This window comes from Micromonospora sp. NPDC049523, from assembly GCF_040676775.1.
In the GTDB taxonomy this organism is placed as follows: domain Bacteria; phylum Actinomycetota; class Actinomycetes; order Mycobacteriales; family Micromonosporaceae; genus Micromonospora_G.
This window is the reverse complement of the sequence record NZ_JBFAPP010000002.1, coordinates 54,530-76,164: the sequence shown is the minus strand read 5'-3', so window position 1 is coordinate 76,164 and position 21,635 is coordinate 54,530. Positions and strand designations below refer to the sequence as shown.

16 protein-coding genes are annotated in these 21,635 nt (G+C 68.6%); 4 read left to right on the top strand and 12 right to left on the bottom strand.

From position 1 onward, the window contains the following. Positions 1 to 141: 141 nt before the first annotated feature. Positions 142 to 546, bottom strand: a complete 405-nt coding sequence (locus AB0J90_RS02825; RefSeq protein WP_363591507.1) for a hypothetical protein — start codon at positions 544 to 546, stop codon at positions 142 to 144. After that, positions 527 to 8,032 carry a ricin-type beta-trefoil lectin domain protein gene (locus AB0J90_RS02820; protein ID WP_363591505.1) on the bottom strand — a complete coding sequence of 2,502 codons (7,506 nt, stop codon included), beginning with the start codon at positions 8,030 to 8,032 and terminating at the stop codon, positions 527 to 529. Before AB0J90_RS02820 ends, AB0J90_RS02825 begins: the two co-directional genes overlap by 20 nt. A gap of 266 nt (positions 8,033 to 8,298) precedes the next feature. Between AB0J90_RS02820 and AB0J90_RS02815 the strand changes: the two genes are divergently transcribed. Then, on the top strand, positions 8,299 to 10,749 hold the full coding sequence (locus AB0J90_RS02815) for a glycoside hydrolase family 3 C-terminal domain-containing protein (protein ID WP_363591503.1): 2,451 nt from the start codon (positions 8,299 to 8,301) through the stop codon (positions 10,747 to 10,749). Positions 10,750 to 10,759: 10 nt separating this feature from the next. On the opposite strand, the gene AB0J90_RS02810 is transcribed toward AB0J90_RS02815, so the two are convergent. The 6 genes from AB0J90_RS02810 to hrcA all read right to left on the bottom strand — a co-directional run bounded on the left by AB0J90_RS02810 (position 10,760) and on the right by hrcA (position 15,678). Then, entirely contained in the window at positions 10,760 to 11,494 is a 735-nt protein-coding gene (locus AB0J90_RS02810) for a 16S rRNA (uracil(1498)-N(3))-methyltransferase (RefSeq protein ID WP_363591501.1), read from the bottom strand. Between the two features lie 9 nt (positions 11,495 to 11,503). After that, positions 11,504 to 11,845, bottom strand: a complete 342-nt coding sequence (locus tag AB0J90_RS02805) for a hypothetical protein (protein ID WP_363591499.1) — start codon at positions 11,843 to 11,845, stop codon at positions 11,504 to 11,506. Then, positions 11,845 to 12,306 (bottom strand): hypothetical protein, encoded by a 462-nt coding sequence (locus AB0J90_RS02800; protein ID WP_363591497.1) that lies wholly within the window; start codon positions 12,304 to 12,306, stop codon positions 11,845 to 11,847. The genes AB0J90_RS02805 and AB0J90_RS02800 overlap by 1 nt, the downstream gene beginning before the upstream one ends. Further along, on the bottom strand, positions 12,293 to 12,931 hold the full coding sequence (locus tag AB0J90_RS02795) for a hypothetical protein (RefSeq protein WP_363591495.1): 639 nt from the start codon (positions 12,929 to 12,931) through the stop codon (positions 12,293 to 12,295). Before AB0J90_RS02795 ends, AB0J90_RS02800 begins: the two co-directional genes overlap by 14 nt. Before the next feature lie 490 nt (positions 12,932 to 13,421). After that, complete coding sequence (gene dnaJ, locus AB0J90_RS02790; RefSeq protein WP_363592159.1) at positions 13,422 to 14,555, bottom strand: molecular chaperone DnaJ; 1,134 nt, start codon at positions 14,553 to 14,555, stop codon at positions 13,422 to 13,424. A gap of 100 nt (positions 14,556 to 14,655) precedes the next feature. Beyond that, entirely contained in the window at positions 14,656 to 15,678 is a 1,023-nt protein-coding gene (hrcA, locus tag AB0J90_RS02785; RefSeq protein ID WP_326556264.1) for a heat-inducible transcriptional repressor HrcA, read from the bottom strand. Positions 15,679 to 15,930: 252 nt separating this feature from the next. On the opposite strand from hrcA, the gene AB0J90_RS02780 reads away from it, so the two are divergent. Further along, positions 15,931 to 16,650 carry a DUF4870 domain-containing protein gene (locus AB0J90_RS02780; RefSeq protein ID WP_363591493.1) on the top strand — a complete coding sequence of 240 codons (720 nt, stop codon included), beginning with the start codon at positions 15,931 to 15,933 and terminating at the stop codon, positions 16,648 to 16,650. 74 nt (positions 16,651 to 16,724) lie between these two features. Here the strand turns inward: AB0J90_RS02780 and hemW are convergent, their stop codons facing one another. Continuing rightward, positions 16,725 to 17,948 (bottom strand): radical SAM family heme chaperone HemW, encoded by a 1,224-nt coding sequence (gene hemW / locus AB0J90_RS02775; protein ID WP_363591491.1) that lies wholly within the window; start codon positions 17,946 to 17,948, stop codon positions 16,725 to 16,727. Between the two features lie 17 nt (positions 17,949 to 17,965). On the opposite strand from hemW, the gene AB0J90_RS02770 reads away from it, so the two are divergent. Both AB0J90_RS02770 and AB0J90_RS02765 read left to right on the top strand, forming a co-directional pair. Continuing rightward, entirely contained in the window at positions 17,966 to 18,751 is a 786-nt protein-coding gene (locus tag AB0J90_RS02770) for an enoyl-CoA hydratase family protein (protein ID WP_363591489.1), read from the top strand. Positions 18,752 to 18,943: 192 nt separating this feature from the next. Continuing rightward, a complete protein-coding gene (locus AB0J90_RS02765; protein ID WP_363591487.1) occupies positions 18,944 to 19,807 on the top strand; it encodes a hypothetical protein in 864 nt (287 codons plus the stop codon). Positions 19,808 to 19,817: 10 nt separating this feature from the next. Here the strand turns inward: AB0J90_RS02765 and AB0J90_RS02760 are convergent, their stop codons facing one another. The 3 genes from AB0J90_RS02760 to AB0J90_RS02750 all read right to left on the bottom strand — a co-directional run bounded on the left by AB0J90_RS02760 (position 19,818) and on the right by AB0J90_RS02750 (position 21,628). Further along, a complete protein-coding gene (locus tag AB0J90_RS02760; protein WP_363591485.1) occupies positions 19,818 to 20,558 on the bottom strand; it encodes a VOC family protein in 741 nt (246 codons plus the stop codon). Positions 20,559 to 20,579: 21 nt separating this feature from the next. Next, positions 20,580 to 21,224 carry an MOSC domain-containing protein gene (locus AB0J90_RS02755; protein WP_363591483.1) on the bottom strand — a complete coding sequence of 215 codons (645 nt, stop codon included), beginning with the start codon at positions 21,222 to 21,224 and terminating at the stop codon, positions 20,580 to 20,582. 122 nt (positions 21,225 to 21,346) lie between these two features. Beyond that, positions 21,347 to 21,628, bottom strand: a complete 282-nt coding sequence (locus AB0J90_RS02750; protein ID WP_363591481.1) for a GlsB/YeaQ/YmgE family stress response membrane protein — start codon at positions 21,626 to 21,628, stop codon at positions 21,347 to 21,349. Positions 21,629 to 21,635: the final 7 nt, after the last annotated feature.

Here is a 21,635-nt window from a genome sequence, read left to right as displayed (position 1 = left end):
TCCACACCGGCCGCACCAGACCGCGGCCACCAACGGCTAACCACCACGACCTCGCTTGGAACCGCTGCCCCATGAACGTGACTTCGGCGGCAACCACGAGTAACGACCCGAACACTTACCCCAATAAACCTGCCCCAGCTTCTATCCGGCGAACATGACGACGACCTTGGTCGCCCAGTTCGGTTCGTCGACAAGGACCCTCAAACGACCACCCTTTCGCGATACAGGAATGTTCAATGTCGCCTTCTGATCGGAGTCGCAAACCCTAAGAATTCCCGAACTCAATTCGATCATTCCCGAAAAGACCTCGATTAGGTGACCGACTTCTTCAGGGGATACCTCATCACGATAAGCCGACACCTCAACATGGCCATCTACGGCGCTTTGAACGGCAACATACAGAGAGTCACGATCAAAATGGACGTACTGCTGCGCCGCATCCCACGCGTCATGCGTCGCATTACTCTCGGAATCCTCGATCAGCAACAAACCGTGGTCAAAAGGCGCAATAAATAGACCCAGCAGATCACTCGGGATCGAATTCAAAGTTCCCCCTGTTGAGTTGGGTCACCGTGCCAGCCTGGCTTCGAGCACAGGGCAGACAGTGTGGATAAGCGGTATGAGGGCTCCCCGGAGAGACCGATTTAGTCGGAGGCTGGTGATCAGGTATCCAATTACCACTACGAGTTCCCGGAACCCGAGCTGGGCAGGTATGGCAGCCATTTGCGGCACCAGACTCGTTAACTAGTTCACGCACACCCGGAGCATTGATGTTTCCATCAACAAGCGCAACTCCTTCGCGAGCATTCGGCCCAGCACCGAGGGTAAGGTCGACCACCTTACACTCGTCAGCATTGTGCACCAACACCTGTGTGTCGCCGGCTGCCACATAATACGTATGGATGTCAGCGACAGTAAGATTGTAGACGGTCGCGATGGCATGGTATGAAACGACCGTCTGAACTCGTACGCGTTCACCCTGGGGGGTGAGAAGAACATCATCGGGCCGTAGATCTTCGGCGTTCACCCACTCGGAAGCTTGGTCGTCCCAGAAGGGGTGCTCGTCTGTCGCGGTGATCCTGGCTACGGCTCGACCACGATCACCGTCGATATCGATCGATACTACAACGAGGTCTTTGCCGCCGCTTCCGATAATCGTATCGGTGACCTGCTTGGCCCTTGTTTCTCCGGTCTCGGGGTCGGTGGCGACGACCTCGTCGCCGATATCGACGTCCTCGATGGGTTTTGTTGACCCGTCAGCCATGAGAACGGCCGTTCCGGGCAAGAAGCTGTTACAGCCACGCTTGAGAACCTTGTTGGCCCACGCGACCGACTCGTCCCACTTTTTGATGGCGGTCCCGACGACTTGCAGGCGATTAAGAATTGCCTTCGACTTGAACAGGGCACGGGCCACCTTGCCCGGGGGCAGCAGGTTGATGAGTGCCATAGCGCACGAGGTTAGGTCGCCGCCGATGCAACCCATGATGTCGGTGACTCCGAGGAAGTCCAGCAACAGGCTTCCGGCGGCACGGACGACGACATCCACGACGCTGGTTTTCTTAATCTCCTTGGCCTTGGCAATGTCCGCGTTGCTCGGGCCGTCGGTCTTGGGATCCGGTTTTTTGGGGCCCGGCTTGGTCGGTGGACTCTTGGGCTTTACCTTGTCCTTGACGACGCCCCACTTGCCGCTACTGGTCTTCACGAACTTCTCGCCCGTGTCGCGATAATGCTGCTCGTCTCCGGCAGCGGTCTCGGTAATGAGGGGTTTGAGTCCGTCTGGGTCGGTAAAAGTGACGGGCGAGTTGTACGCGTAGGCGTACCCGTTCACCTGTTGTGGATCGTTGTGGTCGGTGATGGGGTCGACGCTGATGAAGCGGCCGGTGGTCGGGTCGTATTCACGCGCGCCGAGGTGGGTGAGGCCGGTCGGATCCTGGGTGCCGCCGACGAAGCCCTTTTCGCTGGGCCAACTGCCCGGCTGAGGGCCTCGTGGCTCACCGAAGGGTTTGCTGCGCCGGCGGGTTACGTTCAGGGTGTCCGGATCGACCGTGAGTTGGCTGGTGCCGTGGTGGTCAGCGGCGAGCCAGGTCAGACCGGTGACGTTACGGACAGCGATGGTGGTGCCGTTGTGGCTGTAGTAACGGGTGCCGTCGACCTGTCCGTTGGTCTTGAGCCGTAGTTCGGTCCCGCCGAGGTAAAGAGTGGCGCCGGTAGCGTCGCGACGGATCAGGCGGTTGCCCTCGGTGTCGTACAGGTAGCTGGTGTTCTGGCTCGTCTGGCTGGTGGTAGCCAGGTGGCCTTCCTCGTCCCAGGTCAGGGTTTGGGTGACACCGCTGACAGGACGGGTGGTCGTGTTTCCGGCTGTGTCGTAGGTGTAGGTGTCGGTGCGGGTGGTCTCTCCGGTGTAGGCGACCTGGTTGAGGGTGTGGGGTTGATTGGCACCGGGGGTGGGGTAGCTGGAGGTGGCGGTCGTAGTGCCGGTGGCGCTCCAACTCGTTTGGGTCTTCCGGTTGCCGGTCAGGTCGTACGTCCACGCCAACCGGTACGCGTCCGCGCCGGCCCGCTGCGGCGTACTGCAGCCGACATCTGCCTGTGACCAAGCGTCGGTGAGGCGCCGGTGGTAGTCGTACCGATAACACTCGACCTGGTCGCGGATGCCGTTCGTGTCGCCGGCGATGCTGGTGATGTTGCCGGCCGGGTCGTGGGAGTAGTCTGCGCCGGCGCGGTTGGTCCAGGTCCCCGGTGTGGTTTGGTTCTCGGTCTGTACCCGTATTCCGGTGAGGCGGCGGGTGGCGTCGTCGAGGCCGTAGCCGAGCCACACCCGCTTGCCGGCCGCACCGAGCACCTGTTCCTGGAGCTCCCCCTGCCAGTGGTGGTTGGTGGCGGCGACGTAGGTGGTGGTGGCCGAGGCCATGGTGGTGGCGAGACCGGCTTGGCTGTAGCCGTAGGTCAGCGTTTCCGCAGCCAGGCCACCGGTGGCCGGCAGGATGCTGGTGGCGAGTGCACCGGTCGGCAGGTAGGTCGAGGTGCTGGTGTAGGTACCGGCGAGGTTGCCCTCGACCGCCGGGATGGTGATGCTGCTGCCGGTTGGCTGGTAGCGGTCGGTGTAGCCGGTGACGGCCGTGGTGTAGGCGGCGGCACCGACGTGGCGGGTGGACGAGGTGGCTTGTCCCTTGGCGAGGGTGTCGTAGACGTACGACGTACGCAGGGCCCCGGTGGCGCTGTCGTCGCGGAGTTCCTTGATTCGGCCGAGGTTGTCGTAGATCCGGGCGAGGGTTTCGCCACGGCTATCGGTCGTGGTCAGAAGCTGCCCGGCGGCGTCGTAGGTCGACGTCGAGGTGCCCGCGTCAGGGTCGGTCTTCCCGATCTGCCGTCCACGCAGGTCGTACTGGTAGGTCCAGTTGTTGCCGGCCGGGTCGGTGACCTTGGTGAGCTGGTCGGACGGGTCGTACTCGTAGGTGGTCTCGTCGTACGCGCCGGAGTTCGTGGTGCCGTGATACTGCCGCAGCGCGGTTGTCCGGCCGCGTACGTCGTTGATCGCGGTGGTGGCCACCGCGCCGTCGGGCGGGTCGGTATGGGTGCGGTCACCGCGGTAGCTGGTGATGCTCTGCCACTTGAAGGTGTTGTTGGACCAGAACTGGTCGGTAAGGAGTCGTCCTGCTCCGTCGTAGGTGAACCGGGACTGGCTGACCGTGTCGGCATCGCTGAACGCGAGCAGAGTGCCGCTCGGCGCAGCCGCGTTGTGGACCGTCGCCTGCTTGACGGTCAAACCGCGCGAGTCGTACTGGGTGTCCGTGATCGCCCGGGTGCCGGATGGGGTGGTGTTCTGGTTCTGCCGGGGCTGGAGAAGCCCGTCATAGATGGTGAAGGAGCTGACCTGGTTGCCGTTCGGCGCAAGCGTCTTCGTCTCGACATGCCTGGCGGCTTGGCTGACGGTGTAGACGTACTCGGTGTCGGGGGTCTGGTTCGTGGCCCGGCCCGGGTACCAGACCTTGGTCAGCCGGCCGAGGGGGTCGTACTGGGCTGCGGTGGTTTTGTTGTTCGGGTCAACGAGGCCCAGGGTGAGCCCTCGGCGCGGGTCGAGGTGGGTGGTGGTGACGTGCCCGGCCGGATTGGTAACCGTGACCATGGAAGGTACGCCGGTCGACGGGTTGTAGCTCGTCTCTGTAGTGCGGTTGAGGGCGTCGGTGGCGGTCCGCGGCCTGCCGTACTCGTCGTGGGTGCTCTGCATGGTGGTGACGTAGGTGCTGGCGGTGCCGTTGCGCGAGGCGACCTCTTCGGTACGGGTGACCAGGCCTCGGGTCGGGGCGACCCCGAACGCCTGCCCGTCATACGAGGTGACCTCTTCGGCGACGAGATCCTGCGGGTACGTCGGGGCCGCGGCGCAGTTCTTTGAGTCGGTGCCCTGGTAGGAGACGGTGTCGACGATCCACCGGTCGGTGTTCCGGGCGTAGGCGTAGTGGCTGCACCGGTCGTCGGTCGCGACGGCCATATCCCCGTGGTCGTTGACCCGAACGGGTAGCCCATAGGAGTCGTAGTCGGCGGCAACCACGCTCCACCGCCAGGTGCCCGAGTCCGGGAGCCAGGTGCGTTCCCAGGTGTAGTTCTCCCGGGACATCCGGGCTGTGACGTCCTCCCCGGCCGGGTTCGGGTTCGGTCGCAAGCCGGTCTGGGTGACGCTGTAGACGTGGAGGCTGGCGCCGAGGACGGTGGGACCGTCGAGGGAGACCTCGAGCATGGGACGACCTTCAAGACCGTCTTGGTCGGTGATCTGGTGTGCCCACGACTGGGTGATCGAACCGGTGCAGTCCCACAGGTACAACTGCACCCCGTTGCGAGGGTTCGGCCCAGCGTCCAGGCACCGGCCCGACTGCGGGTTGAGTAGTGAACCGTTCGGCTGTGGCTGCCATACCTGGTTTACCTGGCCATTACATGTCCACAGTTGTACCGGGCTGCCGTTCGCCGTACCGCCGCCGGTGACGTCCAGGCACTTGCCGGACGGCCCACTGCTCAGAGTGTTGTAGAGCCATGGCTGCCAGAGCTGCGATGCCGCGCCATTGCACTGGTACGACCGCACCGGTGTCCCGTCGCCGGTACCGGCGGCGTCCATGCACCGCATGCCCTGGGGGCTGACCAGGCTGCCGTTGGCCTGCGGTTGCCACATCTGGCTCCAGGCGTTGGCGCAGTCCCACAACTGCACCGGAGTCTCCGGAACCGTGCTCACGTTGACGATGTCCAGGCATCGACCCGACGCCGGGTTCAGCAGGCTCCCGTTCGGCTGCCGCAGCCACCGCTGGTTGACGGTGTTCGCGCAGTCCCAGATGTTGACATCCGCGCCGTTCGCGGTCGAGAACTGGAACACATCCAGGCACTTGTTGGACAACGGGTTGTACATGAGAAAGTACGGCTCGTCGTTCGACGGATACCTGGTCTGCCACACCTGCGCCCCATGCCCGTTACAGGCCTGCATCTGGACGTTGGTGCCGTTCGCGGTTCCGGCGTTAGCCACGTCGAGGCACTGACCGCCCTGCCCGGAGACCGTCGCCATGAACCCGGGCGTGATCAGCGGGGTGGTGATCCCCGCCCGGCGGGTGCCCCACGCCATCGCACTGTTGTCGGTGGTCGGCATCCCGTCACCGTTCATACCCCGGTAGTAGTGCGCCCGTGAACTGGTCTGCGGGCCACCCGCCGCACCCTTGGTCGTCGTGACCGTGGTGTACCCGCGCCACACCGACCAGGTCCGGTTCGCCAGAACCGCCACCTCGTTGCGGTCATGGGCCCACAACGAGGAGTCCGTCGAGCCCTCCGTCGAGTACGCGTACGAGGTCACCTGATCCGGAGACCCACCCGTGGTGTCCCGCTCAGTAACCTGCGTCACCACGTACTTGTGGAACCACCCGTACCCAGCGGGCATCGACACGGGCTTGTGCACCTGCGGGAAACACCGCGTCGGGTTCGCGTGTGGATTCGGCCGAACCGTCCGGACACACCCCTCCCCCGCATAGCTAACAAGGGTCTCACCACCGACCCCGTTCCTAATCAGATTGATCCGGTAGTGCATGTACGGGGCGACGCCGATGTCGTTACCCCAGTCCACCCGGTTGGACATCCGAACGCCGCCGAAACTCACCGCCGGCTCCGCCAACCCGGTCGTCCCGTCCGGAGCGAACCCGGTATGCGTCACACTCTCCAGCCACAGGTTCGGCGACGTATCGTTCCCCGCCGGGGAGATGAAGTCACCACTGGCCGGGTAGCTGTGGGCCAGGTCCCAACGGTCCACCGCCCGATACGCACCAGCCGAGGAATTCCACGCCTTCGTCGTGACCGAGGCCAGCCGGTCCGATCCCCAGAACGCGGGACTCTTCGTGTTCGGACAACTCGACGTCCCACAATGCAGATCCCACGGCGTGTCCGGGTAGTCCGCCAGTGCACACGCCCCGACACACCGCGGCGCCCGCTCGAAGTCCACCCGCAACGGCGCCGGCGGCCCCTCAAAACCTGCCCGGGTGCCGTAGTCGACGTGGTGCAGGTAGCTCGCCATGTCGTACGGGGCAGCAGCAGTGTTGTTGTTCGCCCCGTAATTGCCAGAGAACCGGTTGTAGTAGTACGTCATCGAGTTACCGATGGCGTCGGTAACGTAGTCCAGGTGCCACCGGTAGCCCTGTAGGCACGACGACGCCGCGAACCCGTCCGCCGAGTAACACGGCTCCCCCAGGTTGTTGCCGAACACCGGCACCGACGACACCGACCACTGCGGCTCGACGTCCCCCGCGCTCCGCTTGTGCCGCCCGAAGTAGTACTGCGTCCCGTCCTGCGTCGTGACGCGCCAGTACTCCCCGTCATTGTCACCATTACCTAACGACAGGTCGGACAACAACTCGATCTTCAAACCGTTGTCCTCAGCGCCCTTCCACACCCCGGTCGCCGCGTCCCGCACCAACCGCGTCGACGACCCGTTCAACACCAACGTCGCGTTGTACGACGAGAACCAACACAAGTCCCCGGTGGTTCCGCCATCGTCAGCGCAGGACCGGTACGACCGCTCGACGTAACCGACCTGCAGATCCCAACCCTCACCCACCCACGACGCCTGACCATTACGCGCCAGCGTCTGACCATCGACCGACCCCGACGAATACCGCAACGCCAGATTCGGTTGCAGCCCCCCGGACGACGGCGGCATCTCGAACGGATACGAGTAGCCGAAATCCCCGCCCTGCCCACCCGCCGACCACTCATACGTCTCCGACAACGACGTCGCGGTGAACGTCCCACCCGCCGACTCCGCCGTCGACGACAACGCCACCACCATCGGCGCCACACCGGACGAGGCCGACACCGAGGCGGCTGGGTCTCCACCCACCGTCACGGTCCCCGACACCACACCGGACCGGTTCACCGAATCCAACGGGGTCTGCACTTGACACAACGGATCTGTCGGCGTCTCCAACACACACCCCGGCAGACTCACCAACCGCAACCGCTGCCCATAATCCGCCCCGAACGCGTTCGCGAACCGCCCGTACTCAACGCTCATCCTTGCCGGACCCGACCGGGCCACCCCGTCCGAACGAGACAGGGCCACCACCACACCCGGTACCCCCGCCGCCCGCGCCACGCCCTCGTCAACCACCCGCGCGGTCACCGAGTCCGGCCCGGTGGCCGCGGCCAGACTGCGCCGCGACGCGTCATCGACCACGACCTCCGGGGCGAACGACACCGGCAGATCGCCGACCTCCGTCGTCTCCCCCGACACCGGTACATCCGACGAACCCGCCGACGGCAACACCTTTCGGTCAACCGCCTTCAGCGCCGCGCCATCGGTCTCAGCCGACGTACGCTTCGCCGGCTTGACCGGCTTCACCGGCACCGACCTCTCCGTCGCCGCACCCGGCCCCGACGGCATCGGCGCCGCCTGCGCAGGCACGAACTGCACCACCGAAACCGCCACTACCACCGCGGTCGCCAGCGCCCCACGCCTCGCCCACCGGAACACCGGCGCAAAAACGCGCGACGAACCCACACCAGCGACCACGTGGTCCTCCCCGACGACAGCAACATCTGACCAAAGCGACCGAACGCTAAAGATCTTCACGACCGAGCGTCAAGGGGCCATCACAAATGGTGAGGACAGACTCGTCACCTTGGGGCAAACCTCGCACAATGGTTACCATGGGTAGTGCCCGGTTTCGGTTGATTGCAAGGCAACTGAGGCACGGAAACCTTGGACTTCGGATTGGCGTGCGGGGACCGTCGATCGCTGGCAGGATCGATCGGAATCGACCTTCAGGGGGCGGCGCGATGACGGCAGCGGCGACAACTTCGGCGACCGAGGCAGCGATCGAACGGGCGCTGGCCGCGCTCGACCTGGAGGCGAAGGTACGGCTGCTGTCCGGTCAGGACTGGTGGACGCTGCCCGCACTCCCCGAGATCGGGTTGCGTTCGCTGGTGATGTCCGACGGGCCGATCGGCGTACGCGGGACCGGCTGGGCGCCGGACGATCCGTCGGTGGCGCTGCCGAGCCCGACCGCGCTCGCCGCCACCTGGGACCCGGAGCTGGCCAGGGAAGCCGGGCGGCTGCTCGGCCAGGAGGCGCGGCGCAAGGGCGTACACGTGCTGTTGGCGCCTACGGTCAACCTGCACCGCAGCCCGCTCGGCGGCCGGCACTTCGAGTGCTACTCCGAGGATCCGCTGCTCACCGGCGAGATCGGCGCCGGCTACGTGACCGGGGTGCAGGACCAGGGCGTCGGCACAACGGTCAAGCACTTCGTCGCCAACGACTCCGAAACCGACCGCTTCACCATCGACGTACGGGTGTCGGAGCGGGCCCTGCACGAGCTGTACCTCGCCCCGTTCGAGCGGATCGTTGCCGCCGGGGCGTGGGGTGTGATGGCCGCCTACAACGGGGTCAACGGCTCCACCATGACCGAGCACGCCGAACTGCAACACGGGTTACTCAAGGAGCGCTGGGGCTTCGACGGGTTCATCGTCTCCGACTGGACCGCCGCCCGGTCCGCGGTGGGCACCGCCAACGGCGGGCTCGACGTGGTGATGCCCGCCCACGGTGACCCGTGGGGACCGGAACTGGTCGCCGCCGTACGCGCCGGCCACGTCGCCCAGGACGTGGTCGACGACAAGGTACGGCGGGTACTGCGCCTCGCCGCACGGGTGGGCCTGCTCGACGGCGTACCCCCGGCGGTGGAACCCGACGACCGGCCGGCGCCGCTGCACGGACCCGACGTGGCGCGTCACATCGCGACCCGCTCGTTCGTGCTCGCCCGCAACGAGGGCCCGTTGCTGCCGCTGGACCGGGCCACGCTGCGGCGGGTCGCGGTCTCCGGAGCGCTCGCCACCGACGCCCGGATCCTCGGCGGTGGCAGTGCGGCGGTCACCCCGGCCCGGGTCGTCTCGCCGCTGGCCGGGCTCACCGCCGCACTGCCCGACGCCGAGGTCACGTACGCGATCGGCGCCGACCCCCGGCCGAAGCTCCCGGCGGCCACCGGCGCACAGTGGTCCCCGATCACCGCGACCCTGCGCGGAGCCGGCGGCGACGTGCTCTACCGGGCCGAACTCGGCACCGCGATCGTCCGGTGGATGGGCGGCCTGCCCGACGGGGTCGACCCGGCGGACCTGGCGTCGGTGGAGCTGACCGCCCGCCACACGCCACGGACCGGCGGCGAGCACCAGCTTGCGATCGACGGGTTCGGGATGTTCAGCCTCAGCGTCGCCGGCACCGCGATCTTCGACGGGCCGGTCTTCGACGAAAACCAGGACCCGACGGTCACGTTCTTCGCCCCGGTCGAACGGCGTTTCCCGATCACCATGGTCGAGGGCGAACCGGTCGAGGTGACCCTCACCCAGCAGGTGGTCGAGGGGATGGCCGGCTTCGTGCAGTTCGCCCTCGGGCACGCCGAACCGACCGCCGACGCCGACGAACTGCTCGACGCGGCAGCCCGCGCCGCCGCCGAGGCGGACATCGCGGTGGTGGTGGTCGGCACCACCGAGCAGGTCGAGTCGGAAGGCTTCGACCGGACCACGCTGGCCCTGCCCGGCCGCCAGGACGAACTCGTGACCAGGGTCGCGGCAGCGAATCCGCGTACGGTCGTCGTGGTCAACGCCGGCTCACCGGTGCTGATGCCCTGGGCCGACGAGGTGGCGGCGATCCTGCTCACCTGGTTCCCCGGGCAGGAGGCGGGTGCCGCGCTCGCCGACGTACTGCTCGGTGGGGCCGAGCCCGGGGGGCGGCTGCCGACCACCTGGCCCCGGCACGCCGACGACGTACCCGTCCTCTCCACCACCCCGGTCGACGGCAAACTCGACTACGACGAGGGCGTTTTCGTCGGCTACCGGGGTTGGCGGGCAGAGCCGCTGTTCCCGTTCGGCCACGGCCTCGGCTACACCACCTGGTCGTACGAGTCGCTGACCGTCGAATCCGACTCCGGTGGTGGTGGTGGTGGCCTGGTCGCGGTGGTGACGCTGCGCAACAGCGGGACGCGTACCGGGCGTGAGGTGGTGCAGGTCTACGTCGGTCCGAGCGAGCCGGACCCGCAGCGCCCGACCCGGCAACTCGCCGGATTCGCCACGGTCACCGCCGCACCCGACGAGACGATCACCGTACGGGTGCCGCTGGCCGCCCGCTCGACCCAGGTCTGGGCCGGTCAGTGGTCCACCGTCCCCGGTCACTACACCGTCGAGGCGGCCCGGGGCGTCGCCGACGTACGCCTGACCGCCACGGTCGACGTCACCGAGTAGGCCGTACCCGCTACCAGCGCCCCAGTCGGGCCGACAGGACGGCGAGTGCCGCTACCCCGGCGGTCGACGTACGCAACACCGCCGGACCGAGCCGTACCGCCCGCGCACCGGCGGACTCGAACGCCGCCACCTCGGCCGGGGTGACGCCACCCTCCGGCCCCACGACCAGCACGATCTCCCCGGTCGACGGCAGGTCCACGGCGGAGAGACCGACCGTCGCCTCCTCGTGCAGCACAAAACCGGCCGCCGCCCCGGCGACCCGGTCCACCACCCGCCCGGTCGACTCGTCCGGTGCTCCGGCCACCACCGGCAACCACGGCCGGCGGGCCTGCTTGGCCGCCTCCCGCGCGGTCGCCGCCCACTTCTCCCTGGCCCGGCCACCCCGCTCACCGCGCCACTGCACCACCGAACGGGACGCCGCCCAGGGCACGATCTCGTCCACCCCGACCTCGGTCATCGCCTGTACGGCCAACTCGCCCCGGTCGCCCTTGGCGATCCCCTGGGCCACCACCAGTCGCGGGTCGGGCGCGTCGACGTACGCGAAAGAGGCGACCCGAAGCTCCAGCGTGCCCCGGCCGACGGCGGTCACCGACGCGGCGGCCGTGCCGCCCTTCCCGTCGGCGAGCAGCAACTCCTCACCGACCCGCAACCGCTGCACGGTGGCCGCGTGATGCCCCTCCGCCCCACCGAGCGTGAACGACTCCCCCGCAGGCAGGGCTTCCACCAGAAACAACGGCACCGACACGGAGAAAGGCTAACCGGCGCCCTGGGCAGCGGCGGATCCGGCGGCATCCACCCAGGCGACGACGGAGACCAGCAGCAGGAGCAGACCGGCGACGAGGAAGACGTACGCCCAGACCCGGCTGTTGCCCATGTCGAATATCACCCCCTCCTCGTCCGGAGGCGCGATCGCCGAGTAGACGAACCACAGGCCGGTCGCGCCGACGAAGAACTGCGCGCCGATGAACTCCCCGTCCACCTTGTTGGCGGCCCGCTCCCCGGCCAGCCTGATGATGACGATCACGAGTGAGACGATCGCCCCGGCACCCGGAAGTACCCGCTCGAAGAGCAGTTTCAGCGCATTTCCCGACGACATCAGATTCTCCGCAGCCCGATCGGGAAGCGCGACAGACGTGCCCGGGAGACCCGCTCCCGTACGTAGTCCCACTGTTCCTGTTCCGCGAGCAGCGGATGGACGTCGCGAAGCAGGGTGACGGCCTCCACCATCGCCTCCTCGTCCCGCAACGCCAAGCCGAGGCGGGGACGGACCAGCCACCGCTCCACGGCGGTGAAGCCGGCCACCGCGACGACACCACCGACGACCAGCCTGGCCACGATCTCCATGGTTCCGCCGGGGGCCACCACCAGCGAGCCCAGGGCCAGCAGCATCGCCGAGACCGCCGACAGCACCCCCAGGGCGCGGTAGATCCGGACCCCTTCCCGCTGCCGGTCCGCCTGGAACAGCAGATCCTCGGCCCGAGCCAGATAACGGTCGTAGAGTTCCCCGGTCAACTCCTTCTCGTCCGACGTACGGGAACCGTCGTCATCGCGCTCCACAGAATTCCTCCACCGCTATCCAGAAGTCGTCCAGCATCTTCGTGGACTGCGTCGCGTCGAGCGCCGGTTCGACCCTGAACCCCAAATCAAGATCTTCGCCGTACGTCGTCGGACCACTGCTCACCGGGACCACCCGGCATTCCAGTCCGGGCACCCGCTGCTGGAGCCGACGCAGCGTACGCCCGAATTCGGACTTGGCGTCGGGGCCGTAATACGCCCGCGCCCGGTCGAGGTCATCCGGATAAAGGTCGGCCTTTGCCAGCGCGACGATCAGCCAGAACTTCGTCTCCTTGTTCCGGCCCGGTTTCCAGACCGCGGCCAGCTTGTCGCAGACCTCGACGAACTCCTGCAACTCCAGTCGCAGGTGATATTGCCGCAGATAGGCAAGCCGCTCGGCCGGCACGTCGACCGGCCCCTTCTTACGTTTCCGGGTCCGCCGCGCCTCCCGGACGCCAGCGGCGTTCCGGCCGCCCCAGGGCTCGTTGTATCCCCAACAGACGACGTGGACCACGCCGACCGGCCGGCGCGGCAGGTGCAGGAAGTTCCGGAAGGTGTCCGTACGCGGACTGGATCCCAGTTGGCCCGGCGCCACGGTGAGTTCGACCCAGACCTGACGTGACAGCAACCACCAGCGCCTACGGCGAAGCGAGAGTAGATGGGGTTCCGAAGACTCGCTCTTGTCGGTGTCCGGGGCGGTACGCCGCTTCGCGCTCTCCCACACGTCCGCGAGCCTGGTCTTGCCCGCGCCCTCCCACCCGGTGACGAGGATAGGAACAACTCGGCGCAACATCGAGCCGTATCCCGACCTCGTCGCGACCGTCACCGGTTGCTGCCCCGAATTGCCGGTGGTGGTTGCGCCGGAACCATTGTTCGACCTGCCGCCGATGTCGCCCTCCCTGTCCGAGCCCGCGACCCGCTCGATTCCCTAAGGAAGGCAGGTCGCCGCAGAGCAAGGCGACCATAAATTCCACAAGCGACATCCCACCACCGTCCGAACGGCCCCCACCCCCTCCCTCACCCCGGCGGCAGCCCCTCGTGTAGAGAAAGAGTGGCTATCCCCGGAGGAATAGCCACTCTTTCTCTACACGTGCGCGGACCGTGAGCCCGAGCGGGGCTCAGTGGCCGTTGAAGGCGTCTCGCATGCGGGAGAAGAAGCCGCCCTGTTTGCTCAGCTCGGCGACCTCCTCGCCTCTGGTCTTGGCGAAGTCGCGGAGCATGCGTTCCTGGTCGGCGTCGAGCTTGGTCGGCGTACGCACGTCCAGGTGGACGAAGAGGTCACCCCGTCCGGTGCCACGCAGGTGCGGTACGCCGCGGGCGCGCAGCCGCAGCGTGCTGCCCGGTTGGGTGCCCGGCTTGACGTCGACGGGTTCGTCGCTGTCCAGCGTCTTGATGGTGAGCCGGGTGCCCAGCGCCGCCGCCGTCATCGGCACGGTGACCCGGCAGTGCAGGTCGTCGCCCTTGCGGGAGTAGACGTCGTGGGTGCGTTCGTGGATCTCGACGTAGAGGTCACCGGCGGTGCCGCCACCGGGGCCGACCTCACCCTGCTGGGCGAGGCGGATCCGCATGCCGTCCTCGACCCCGGCCGGGATCTTGACGGTGAGCGACCGGCGGGTACGGACCCGCCCGTCACCGGCGCAGGTCGGGCAGGGGTGCGGGATGACGGTGCCGTAGCCCTGGCAGACCGTGCACGGCCGGGACGAGACGACCTGGCCGAGGAAGGTCCGCTGGACCGACTGGACCTCGCCGCGCCCACCGCACGCCTCGCAGGTGGCGAGGTGGGTGCCGGCGGCGGTGCCCGCACCGGCACAGGTGGTGCAGAGTACGGCGGTGTCGACGGTGATCGGCGCCTCGACGCCGAACGCCGTCTCGTTCAGGTCGAGTTCGAGGCGCAGGATGGCGTCGGCACCCGGACGCGTACGTGGACGGGGCCCACGGCTGCCGCCCGCGGCACCGAAGAACGCGTCCATGATGTCCTGGAAGCCGACGAACGGGCCCGCTCCGCCGGGTCCGGCACCGCCGCCGCCACCGCCGGGGGCCAACGGGTCCCCGCCGAGGTCGACGATCTGCCGTTTCTGGTCGTCGGAGAGGACCTCGTAGGCGGCGTTGATGTCCTTGAACTTCTCGTGCGCCTCCGGATCCGGATTGACGTCCGGATGGAACTGCCGCGCCAGCTTGCGGTAGGCGCGCTTGATCTCGTCGTCGGAGGCCTCCCGGCTGACGCCGAGAATCCCGTAGTAGTCCTTGGCCACTGTGTTCCGTGTCCCCATGTCAGTCGTGCCGTCCGCCGGTGTCGTCAGGTCAGCTTGTTGATCAGTTCCGTGCCGGTGCCGCCCGCTGCACCGGTGCCCGTCAGTTCTGTGCCAGTAGGTCGCCCACGTATCGGGCCACGGCGCGTACGGTCGCGATGGTGCCGGGGTAGTCCATCCGGGTAGGCCCGAGCACCCCGAGCCCGCCGAGGATGTTGCTGCCGGTGCCGTACCCGGTGCTCACCACCGAGGTGGCGCGCAGGTTGTCGATCTCATTTTCGTCGCCGATCCGAATTCGGAGCGTACTGGGTTCGACCTCGCCGAAGAGCTTGAGCAGGATGACCTCCTCCTCCAGCGCCTCGAGAATCGGTCGCAGCGAGCCCTGGAAGTCGAGCAGGCCGCCGCGGGTCAGGTTGGCGGTGCCGGCCAGGGCGATCCGTTCCTCGTGCCGCTCGACCAGGGTCTCCAGCAGGACCGTCGCCAGCGTCGCCATGGCCGGGCGCAGGTCGGGTGTTACCTCGTCGACCAGTGCCTGGACCAGCGGCGGGGTGTCGGAGAGCCGGCTGCCGACGAGCTTCTCGTTGATCAGCCGGCGCAGGTCGGTGACGTCGTCGGCGAGCAGCGGCGCGGGCATCTCCACCAGGCGCTGTTCGACCCGACCGGTGTCGGCGATCATGACGAACATGAGCCGGGTGGTGGAGATCGGCACGAGTTCCAGGTGGCGCACGGACGAACGGGCCAGGCTCGGGTACTGCACCACGGCGACCTGCCGGGTGAGCTGGGCGAGCAGGCGGACCGTACGGTGCACCACGTCGTCGAGGTCGACGGCGCCGACCAGGAAGCGTTCGATGGCCCGGCGCTCGGCCGGGGTGAGCGGCTTGACCCGGGAGAGGCGGTCGACGAACAGCCGGTAGCCGCGGTCGGTGGGCACCCGGCCGGCGCTGGTGTGCGGCTGCCGGATGTAGCCCTCTTCTTCGAGCACGGCCATGTCGTTACGGACGGTCGCCGGTGACACGCCGAGCTGGTGCCGCTCGACCAGGGCCTTGCTGCCGACCGGCTCCTGGGTGGATACGTAGTCCTCCACGATCGCGCGCAGCACGTCGAGCTTGCGGTCGTCGAGACCCATCCTCACCTCCCTGCGACCGGGTCGGTGCGAGCACCCGGCCCACCAGTCTGGCACTCGACTGTAACGAGTGCCAGTCTACGACGTGGGTCCGACCGGTTGTGATGATCAACCATTGGCCCGGCCGGAGATCTTGAGTGATCTGGTGGACGGTATCCGACCCCCTGTCGGCATAACAGCTTCAGTCAGCAATTGTCCAGTGAAGTCACTCGTGGTAGTTGGCGTCGTTTGATCGATACCCCTACCGTGACCCCCATGACTGAACCACCCCGCCCTCCCGGAGAGGGCGGCCCCGGCGGTTATCCGCCGCCGGAACCGCCGACTACTCCGTTCACGCCGCCGGGCTCGTACTCGAGTCCCGACGAGGCGCCCCCGCCCGGATACGGCCCGCCTCCGGCCGCACCGCAGTACGGCGCACCGGGCACGCCGCCGCCGGCCGGTGGCTATCCCCCACCGGGTGGCTACCCGCCGCCGGGTGGCCAACCCCCGCCGGGTGCCTACCCGCCGCCCGGCGCCGGCTACCCCGGCGCCGGCTACCCCGGTGCCGGGGCCCCGGGCGGTGGCTACCCGCCACCCGGTGGCTACACCCCCGGTTACAACACCGGTGGTTACCCCCCGGGCGGCGGCTACCCCGGCGGCCCGGCCCCGACCGGTTACGCGAACAGCGACGACAAGACCTGGGCCCTGATCGCGCACTTCGGTGGCATCGCCGTCGGCTTCATCGCCCCGTTGATCGCGCTGCTCGCCAAGGGAGACAGGTCGCCGACCGTACGGGCGCACGCGGTCGAGGCGCTGAACTTCCAGATCACCTGGGCGGTCGTCATGCTGATCGCGGTCATCCTCGGGATCTGCACGCTCGGTCTGCTCCCCCTCATCGTCTGGATCGTGATCATCGTGTTCTCGGTCATCGGCGGCCTCCGGGCGAACGAGGGCACCCTCTACCAGTACCCGATGACGTACCGCCTGGTGAAGTAAGCCGTCAGGCAGGCAAGATCCGCTGGCTCGGGTCGGTCCGGACCGGCCCGAGCCAGCGCGGGCCCGACCGGAGGTCAGGGCAGCAGGTCACGTACCACGGCGTCGGCGAGCAGCCGGCCCCGCAGGGTCAGCACCGCCCGGCCGGCCGCGTACTCGGGGCCGCTCAGCAGGCCGTCGGCCAGGGCCCGGTCCGCGCCGAGCCGACCGGCGTCGTCGAGCCCGGCCAACGGCAGCCCCGAGTCCAGGCGCAGCCGCAGCATCACGTCCTCCACGTGCTGGTCGTCCCCGGTGAGCAGTTCCCGGGCGTGACCGGGAGACTCCCCGGCGGCCAGGCGGGACGCGTACGCGGTGGGGTGTTTGACGTTCCACCAGCGCACGCCGCCGACGTGGCTGTGCGCCCCCGGCCCGAGGCCCCACCAGTCCCCGCCGGTCCAGTAGAGCAGGTTGTGCCGGCACCGGGCGTCGGCGGTGCGGGCCCAGTTGGAAACCTCGTACCAGGAGAAACCGGCCGCGCCGAGGGCGGCCTCCGCGGCCAGGTAGCGGTCCGCCGCCACGTCGTCACTGGGGTACGGCAGCTCGCCGCGCCGCATCCGACCGGCCAGCCGGGTGCCGTCCTCCACGATCAGGGCGTACGCGCTCACGTGGTCGACGCCCGCCTCGGTGACCGCCGCCAGCGAGGCGGCGAAGTCCTCGGCGGTCTCGCCCGGCGTGCCGTAGATCAGGTCCAGGTTCACGTGGTCGAAGCCGGCGTCACGCGCCTCCAGCGCGGCCTGCACCGCCCGGCCGGGGGTGTGCTTGCGGTCCAGCAGGGCGAGCACCCCGGCGGCGGCGGACTGCATGCCCAGCGAGATCCGGGTGTAACCGGCGGCCCGCAGCGTCTTGAGCGACTCCGGTGTCACCGACTCCGGGTTCGCCTCGGTGGTGACCTCGGCGTCGGCGGCCAGCCCCCAGGTCCGGTCGATCCCGTCGAGGATCCGGGCCAGCTCGTCGGCGGGCAGCAGGGTCGGGGTGCCGCCGCCGACGAAAACGGTGTCCACCCGGCGCGGCGGGGCCTCGCCGAGCACCCGCCCGGCCAACGCCAGCTCGGCCAGCACCGAGTCGGCGTAGCCGTCCCGGCCGCCACCACCGCCGAGTTCGGTGGCCGTGTACGTGTTGAAGTCGCAGTATCCGCACCGGCTGGCGCAGAAGGGCACGTGCACGTAGACCCCGAACCCCCTGGCGCCGACGGCGGTCAGGGCGGTACGGGGCAGCGAACCGTCAGCGGGTACGGGTTCACCTTCGGGAAGGACGCCGGGCATGCGACTAGTGTGCCGGCATGACCGCAGCCCCCGACACGCTCGTCCGGGTGTCGACCTCACCCGGGGTGACCACCCTCACGCTGGACAGCCCGCACAACCGCAATGCGCTCTCCACACCGCTGATGAGCCAGCTACTCGCCGCACTGGACGACGCTGTGACGGACGACACAGTACGTGCGGTGGTCCTGTCACACACCGGGCCGGTCTTCTGCTCCGGCGCCGACCTGAAGGAAACGGCGGCGGCGTTCAGTAGCGGCTCGGTGCCCGCCGGCAAGCTCGGTGACGTACTCGCCGCGGTGCGGGAGTGCCCGAAGCCGATCGTCGCCCGGGTGGCCGGGCCGGCCCGCGCGGGCGGGCTGGGGCTGATCGCCGCCGCCGACATCGCCGTCTGTACGTCCGAGGCGACCTTCGCCTTCACCGAGGTACGGATCGGGGTGATCCCGGCGGTGATCTCGGCGACCGTTCTGCCCCGGTTGCAGCCGCGCGCCGCCGCCGAGCTCTACCTGACCGGTGAGACCTTCGACGGCGACCGGGCCGAACGAATCGGGCTGGTCAGCCGGGCGGTGCCGGCGGACGCGCTGGACGAGACAGTGGCCGCGTACTGCGCCGCGCTGGTCCGGGGCGCACCCGGTGCCCTGGCCGGGACCAAGGAGCTGCTGCGCCGGCCGGCCGCCACCGACCTGCGCGCCGAACTCGCCGAACTCGGCGCCCTGTCGACCCGCTACTTCCTCTCCGAGGAGGGACGGGAGGGAATCCTCGCGTTCCGCGAGAAACGGCCCGCTCGTTGGGTACCCGGGGCCTGAGCAGCAACGAGCGGTGTCAGGCGCCGGTAGAGAACCGGTGAAGGACCGATGAGCACAGGTTTACCGGGAAAACAAGGCTGGCCGAGAGTACGGAGTCGGGACGTACGCTAGGCCCTGTTCGCCGATCATCCACGGCCCGCGACGGGCCGACGGAGCGGCACAGACGGGTCGGGCCGACCGGACGAGCAGGGGGTGCGGGTGCGGACTCGAGCGATGGTGGCGGCTGGCGTGGCGCTCGCGGCGGTTGCCGCACTCGGGGTCTACCTGGGCTCGCGCGAGATCGTCGGCAAACTGCCGCTGCCGAGCGCCGTACGCGGCTGCGTCGTCGAGGCCGACGGTCGGGTCAACCTCAACCCGGAGCAGATGGCGAACGCCGCGACCATCGCCGCGATCGGTGCCAAACGCAAGATGCCGGAGCAGGCCGTAGTGGTCGCCCTCGCCACCGCGTTCCAGGAGTCCAGGTTGGAGAACCTGGCCGGCGGTGACCGTGACTCGGTGGGGCTGTTCCAGCAGCGCCCGAGCCAGGGTTGGGGCACCCCGGAGAAGATCCGCGATCCGCGCTACGCGGCGGACAAGTTCTACGCCGCGCTGAAGAAGGTCAAGGGCTGGGAGCAGATGCGGGTGACCGACGCCGCCCAGCGGGTACAGCGATCGGCGTTCCCGGAGGCGTACGAGAAGTGGGCCGACGAGTCGGCCGTACTGACCAGGGCGCTGTTGGGCAACGCGACCGGCGCCGTCGCCTGCACCGTCGGCAGCGAACCGCTGCTGCGCGGCGCCGCCGCCGCGACCGCGCTCACCACCGGGCTGAACCTGGACTGGGGCAAGTTGCAGACCACGGTGCCGGCCGAAATGACCGGTCTGGCGGTTCCCGCGGCCAGTGTCCAGACCGGTTGGCGTTACGCCCACTGGCTCGTCTCGCACGCCGGCGACAACGGGGTGAAGCGGGTCAGTTTCGAGAATCTGCAGTGGACCGCCGACGAGGGCGCGTGGCATCCGATCACCGACGGGTCGGCCAACTCGGCGCTGGTCGTGGCCGAGGTCTACGCCGAGGGATAGCGGTTGCGCGTCAGGACGGGGCGAGGACGCAGAACTCGTGGCCCTCCGGGTCGACCAGGCACGTCCACGGCACGTCGCCCTGGCCGAGGTCGAGGTCGGTGGCACCGAGGGCCCGCAGCCGGGCCACCTCCGCCGCCTTGTCGTCACCGGGGTACGGCAGCAGGTCGAGATGGACCCGGTCCGGCACGGTCTTCACGCCGGGCCGGCGAAGGAACTCGAGGTACGGGCCGACGCCCTTCGCGGAGCGGAGCACCGCCTGGTCGTCGGTCACCTGGTGCAGGGTCCAGTCCAACGCCTCACCCCAGAACCGGCCCATGACCCGCGGATCCTGGCAGTCGACCACCACCGCGGCGATCGGCCCGGTGTCCCGGTAGACCTCCCGGGGCTCCAGGACGCAGAACTCGTTGCCCTCCGGGTCGGCGAGAACGGTCCACGGCACGGTCCCCTGGCCCACGTCGGCGGGCGTCGCACCGAAAGCCACCAGGCGCGCGACCAACTCCGCCTGATGGGCCGCGGAGGTGGTGGCGAGGTCGAGGTGGACGCGGTTCTTCGTTGTCGTCCTGGGTTCCGGAACGGGAACGACGTTGATGCCGACGGCGACCGGGTCCGGCCAGACGTAGCCACCGACGGGTCCGACGTAGGTGGTCACCCCGGGCCGGTACGCACTCCAGCCGAGCGCTTCGGCCCAGAACCGGCCGACCGCCGAGTCATCGAGGGCCTTGATGTTCACCTGGACGGGTCGCAGCGCCATGCCGACGATCCTCTGCCTTCCCTAGCGGGGCTGGCGGGCGGTCCGCCGCTCGACCCGCTCCCGCAGGTGGGCCGGGAGTTCGGGTACGTCGAGCAGTCGCGGCAGCAGCTCCGGCGTGAGGTTCAGGGCCCGGAACGTCTCCCCGATCGTCACCCCGTGCGCTGGCCGGTGCACCACCGTCACCTCGTCGCCCGCCGTCACCTCACCGTCGCGGAGCACCCGCAGGTAGGCGCCGGGCAGCGCCCGCGCGGTGAAGCGTTTGATCAGATCGCGTACGTCCCAGAAGCCGGCGAACGTCCGGCAGGGCGTACGCGGCTGGCTCACCTCGAGCAGCGCCGAGCCGACCTGCCAGTGCTCGCCGATCACCGCGCCGGTCAGGTCGAGGCCCTCGGTGGAGAGGTTCTCGCCGAAGCCACCGGGCGGGATCTCCCGCCCCAGTTCCCGTGACCACCAGGCGGCGTCCTCGCGGGCGTACGAGTAGACCGCCTTGTCCGGGCCGCCGTGGACCGAGAGTTCGCCGACGAAGTCGCCGTCCACTCCGCCGGCGCGCAGCGTCACCGGTCCCGGCGCGGGGCGCTTGTCGATGCCGCTGCGTCCGCTCGGATCCCCGGCCCAGGGAGCCAGGGTCACGACGGCCAGGTTGACCGAGACGAGTCTGCCTGTCATGGCACCCACCCTAACCACCGGGCAACCCACCCAGCACGTACGGCAGGGGCGCCGGACCGGTTTCGGTCGGACGCCCCTGCCATGTCGTACAAGGGGGGAGGTAGCTACGTTGCTACCGGGGGTCAGTAGCGGCTGACGCTGCGGCGTCCACCGACACCGGCCACGATGGCCACCGCGATCGCCGCGACGACAACCTGGACCAGCAGCTCGCGCCAGTCGATACCGGCGGTTTCGGTCGCGATGCCCGCGGCCCGTGCGATCACGGTACCGAGAAGCGCGGCGCCTACACCGATCAGCATGTGCAGCCACATCGGGATGTTCTGCTTGCCGGGCACGACCAGGCGGCCGAGCGCACCGACGATCAGGCCAACAATGAGTGCGGTGATGATGCCAGCAACAGTCATCGGTCGT

What these genes read in the sequence shown, in the direction of transcription:
- AB0J90_RS02815 (WP_363591503.1), top strand. Translation starts at nt 8,299, where the DNA reads ATGACGGCAGCGGCGACAACTTCGGCGACCGAGGCAGCGATCGAACGG.
- AB0J90_RS02805 (WP_363591499.1), bottom strand. Translation starts at nt 11,845, where the DNA reads ATGTCGTCGGGAAATGCGCTGAAACTGCTCTTCGAGCGGGTACTTCCG.
- hrcA (WP_326556264.1), bottom strand. Translation starts at nt 15,678, where the DNA reads ATGGGTCTCGACGACCGCAAGCTCGACGTGCTGCGCGCGATCGTGGAG.
- AB0J90_RS02780 (WP_363591493.1), top strand. Translation starts at nt 15,931, where the DNA reads ATGACTGAACCACCCCGCCCTCCCGGAGAGGGCGGCCCCGGCGGTTAT.
- hemW (WP_363591491.1), bottom strand. Translation starts at nt 17,948, where the DNA reads ATGCCCGGCGTCCTTCCCGAAGGTGAACCCGTACCCGCTGACGGTTCG.
- AB0J90_RS02770 (WP_363591489.1), top strand. Translation starts at nt 17,966, where the DNA reads ATGACCGCAGCCCCCGACACGCTCGTCCGGGTGTCGACCTCACCCGGG.
- AB0J90_RS02760 (WP_363591485.1), bottom strand. Translation starts at nt 20,558, where the DNA reads ATGGCGCTGCGACCCGTCCAGGTGAACATCAAGGCCCTCGATGACTCG.
- AB0J90_RS02755 (WP_363591483.1), bottom strand. Translation starts at nt 21,224, where the DNA reads ATGACAGGCAGACTCGTCTCGGTCAACCTGGCCGTCGTGACCCTGGCT.
- AB0J90_RS02750 (WP_363591481.1), bottom strand. Translation starts at nt 21,628, where the DNA reads ATGACTGTTGCTGGCATCATCACCGCACTCATTGTTGGCCTGATCGTC.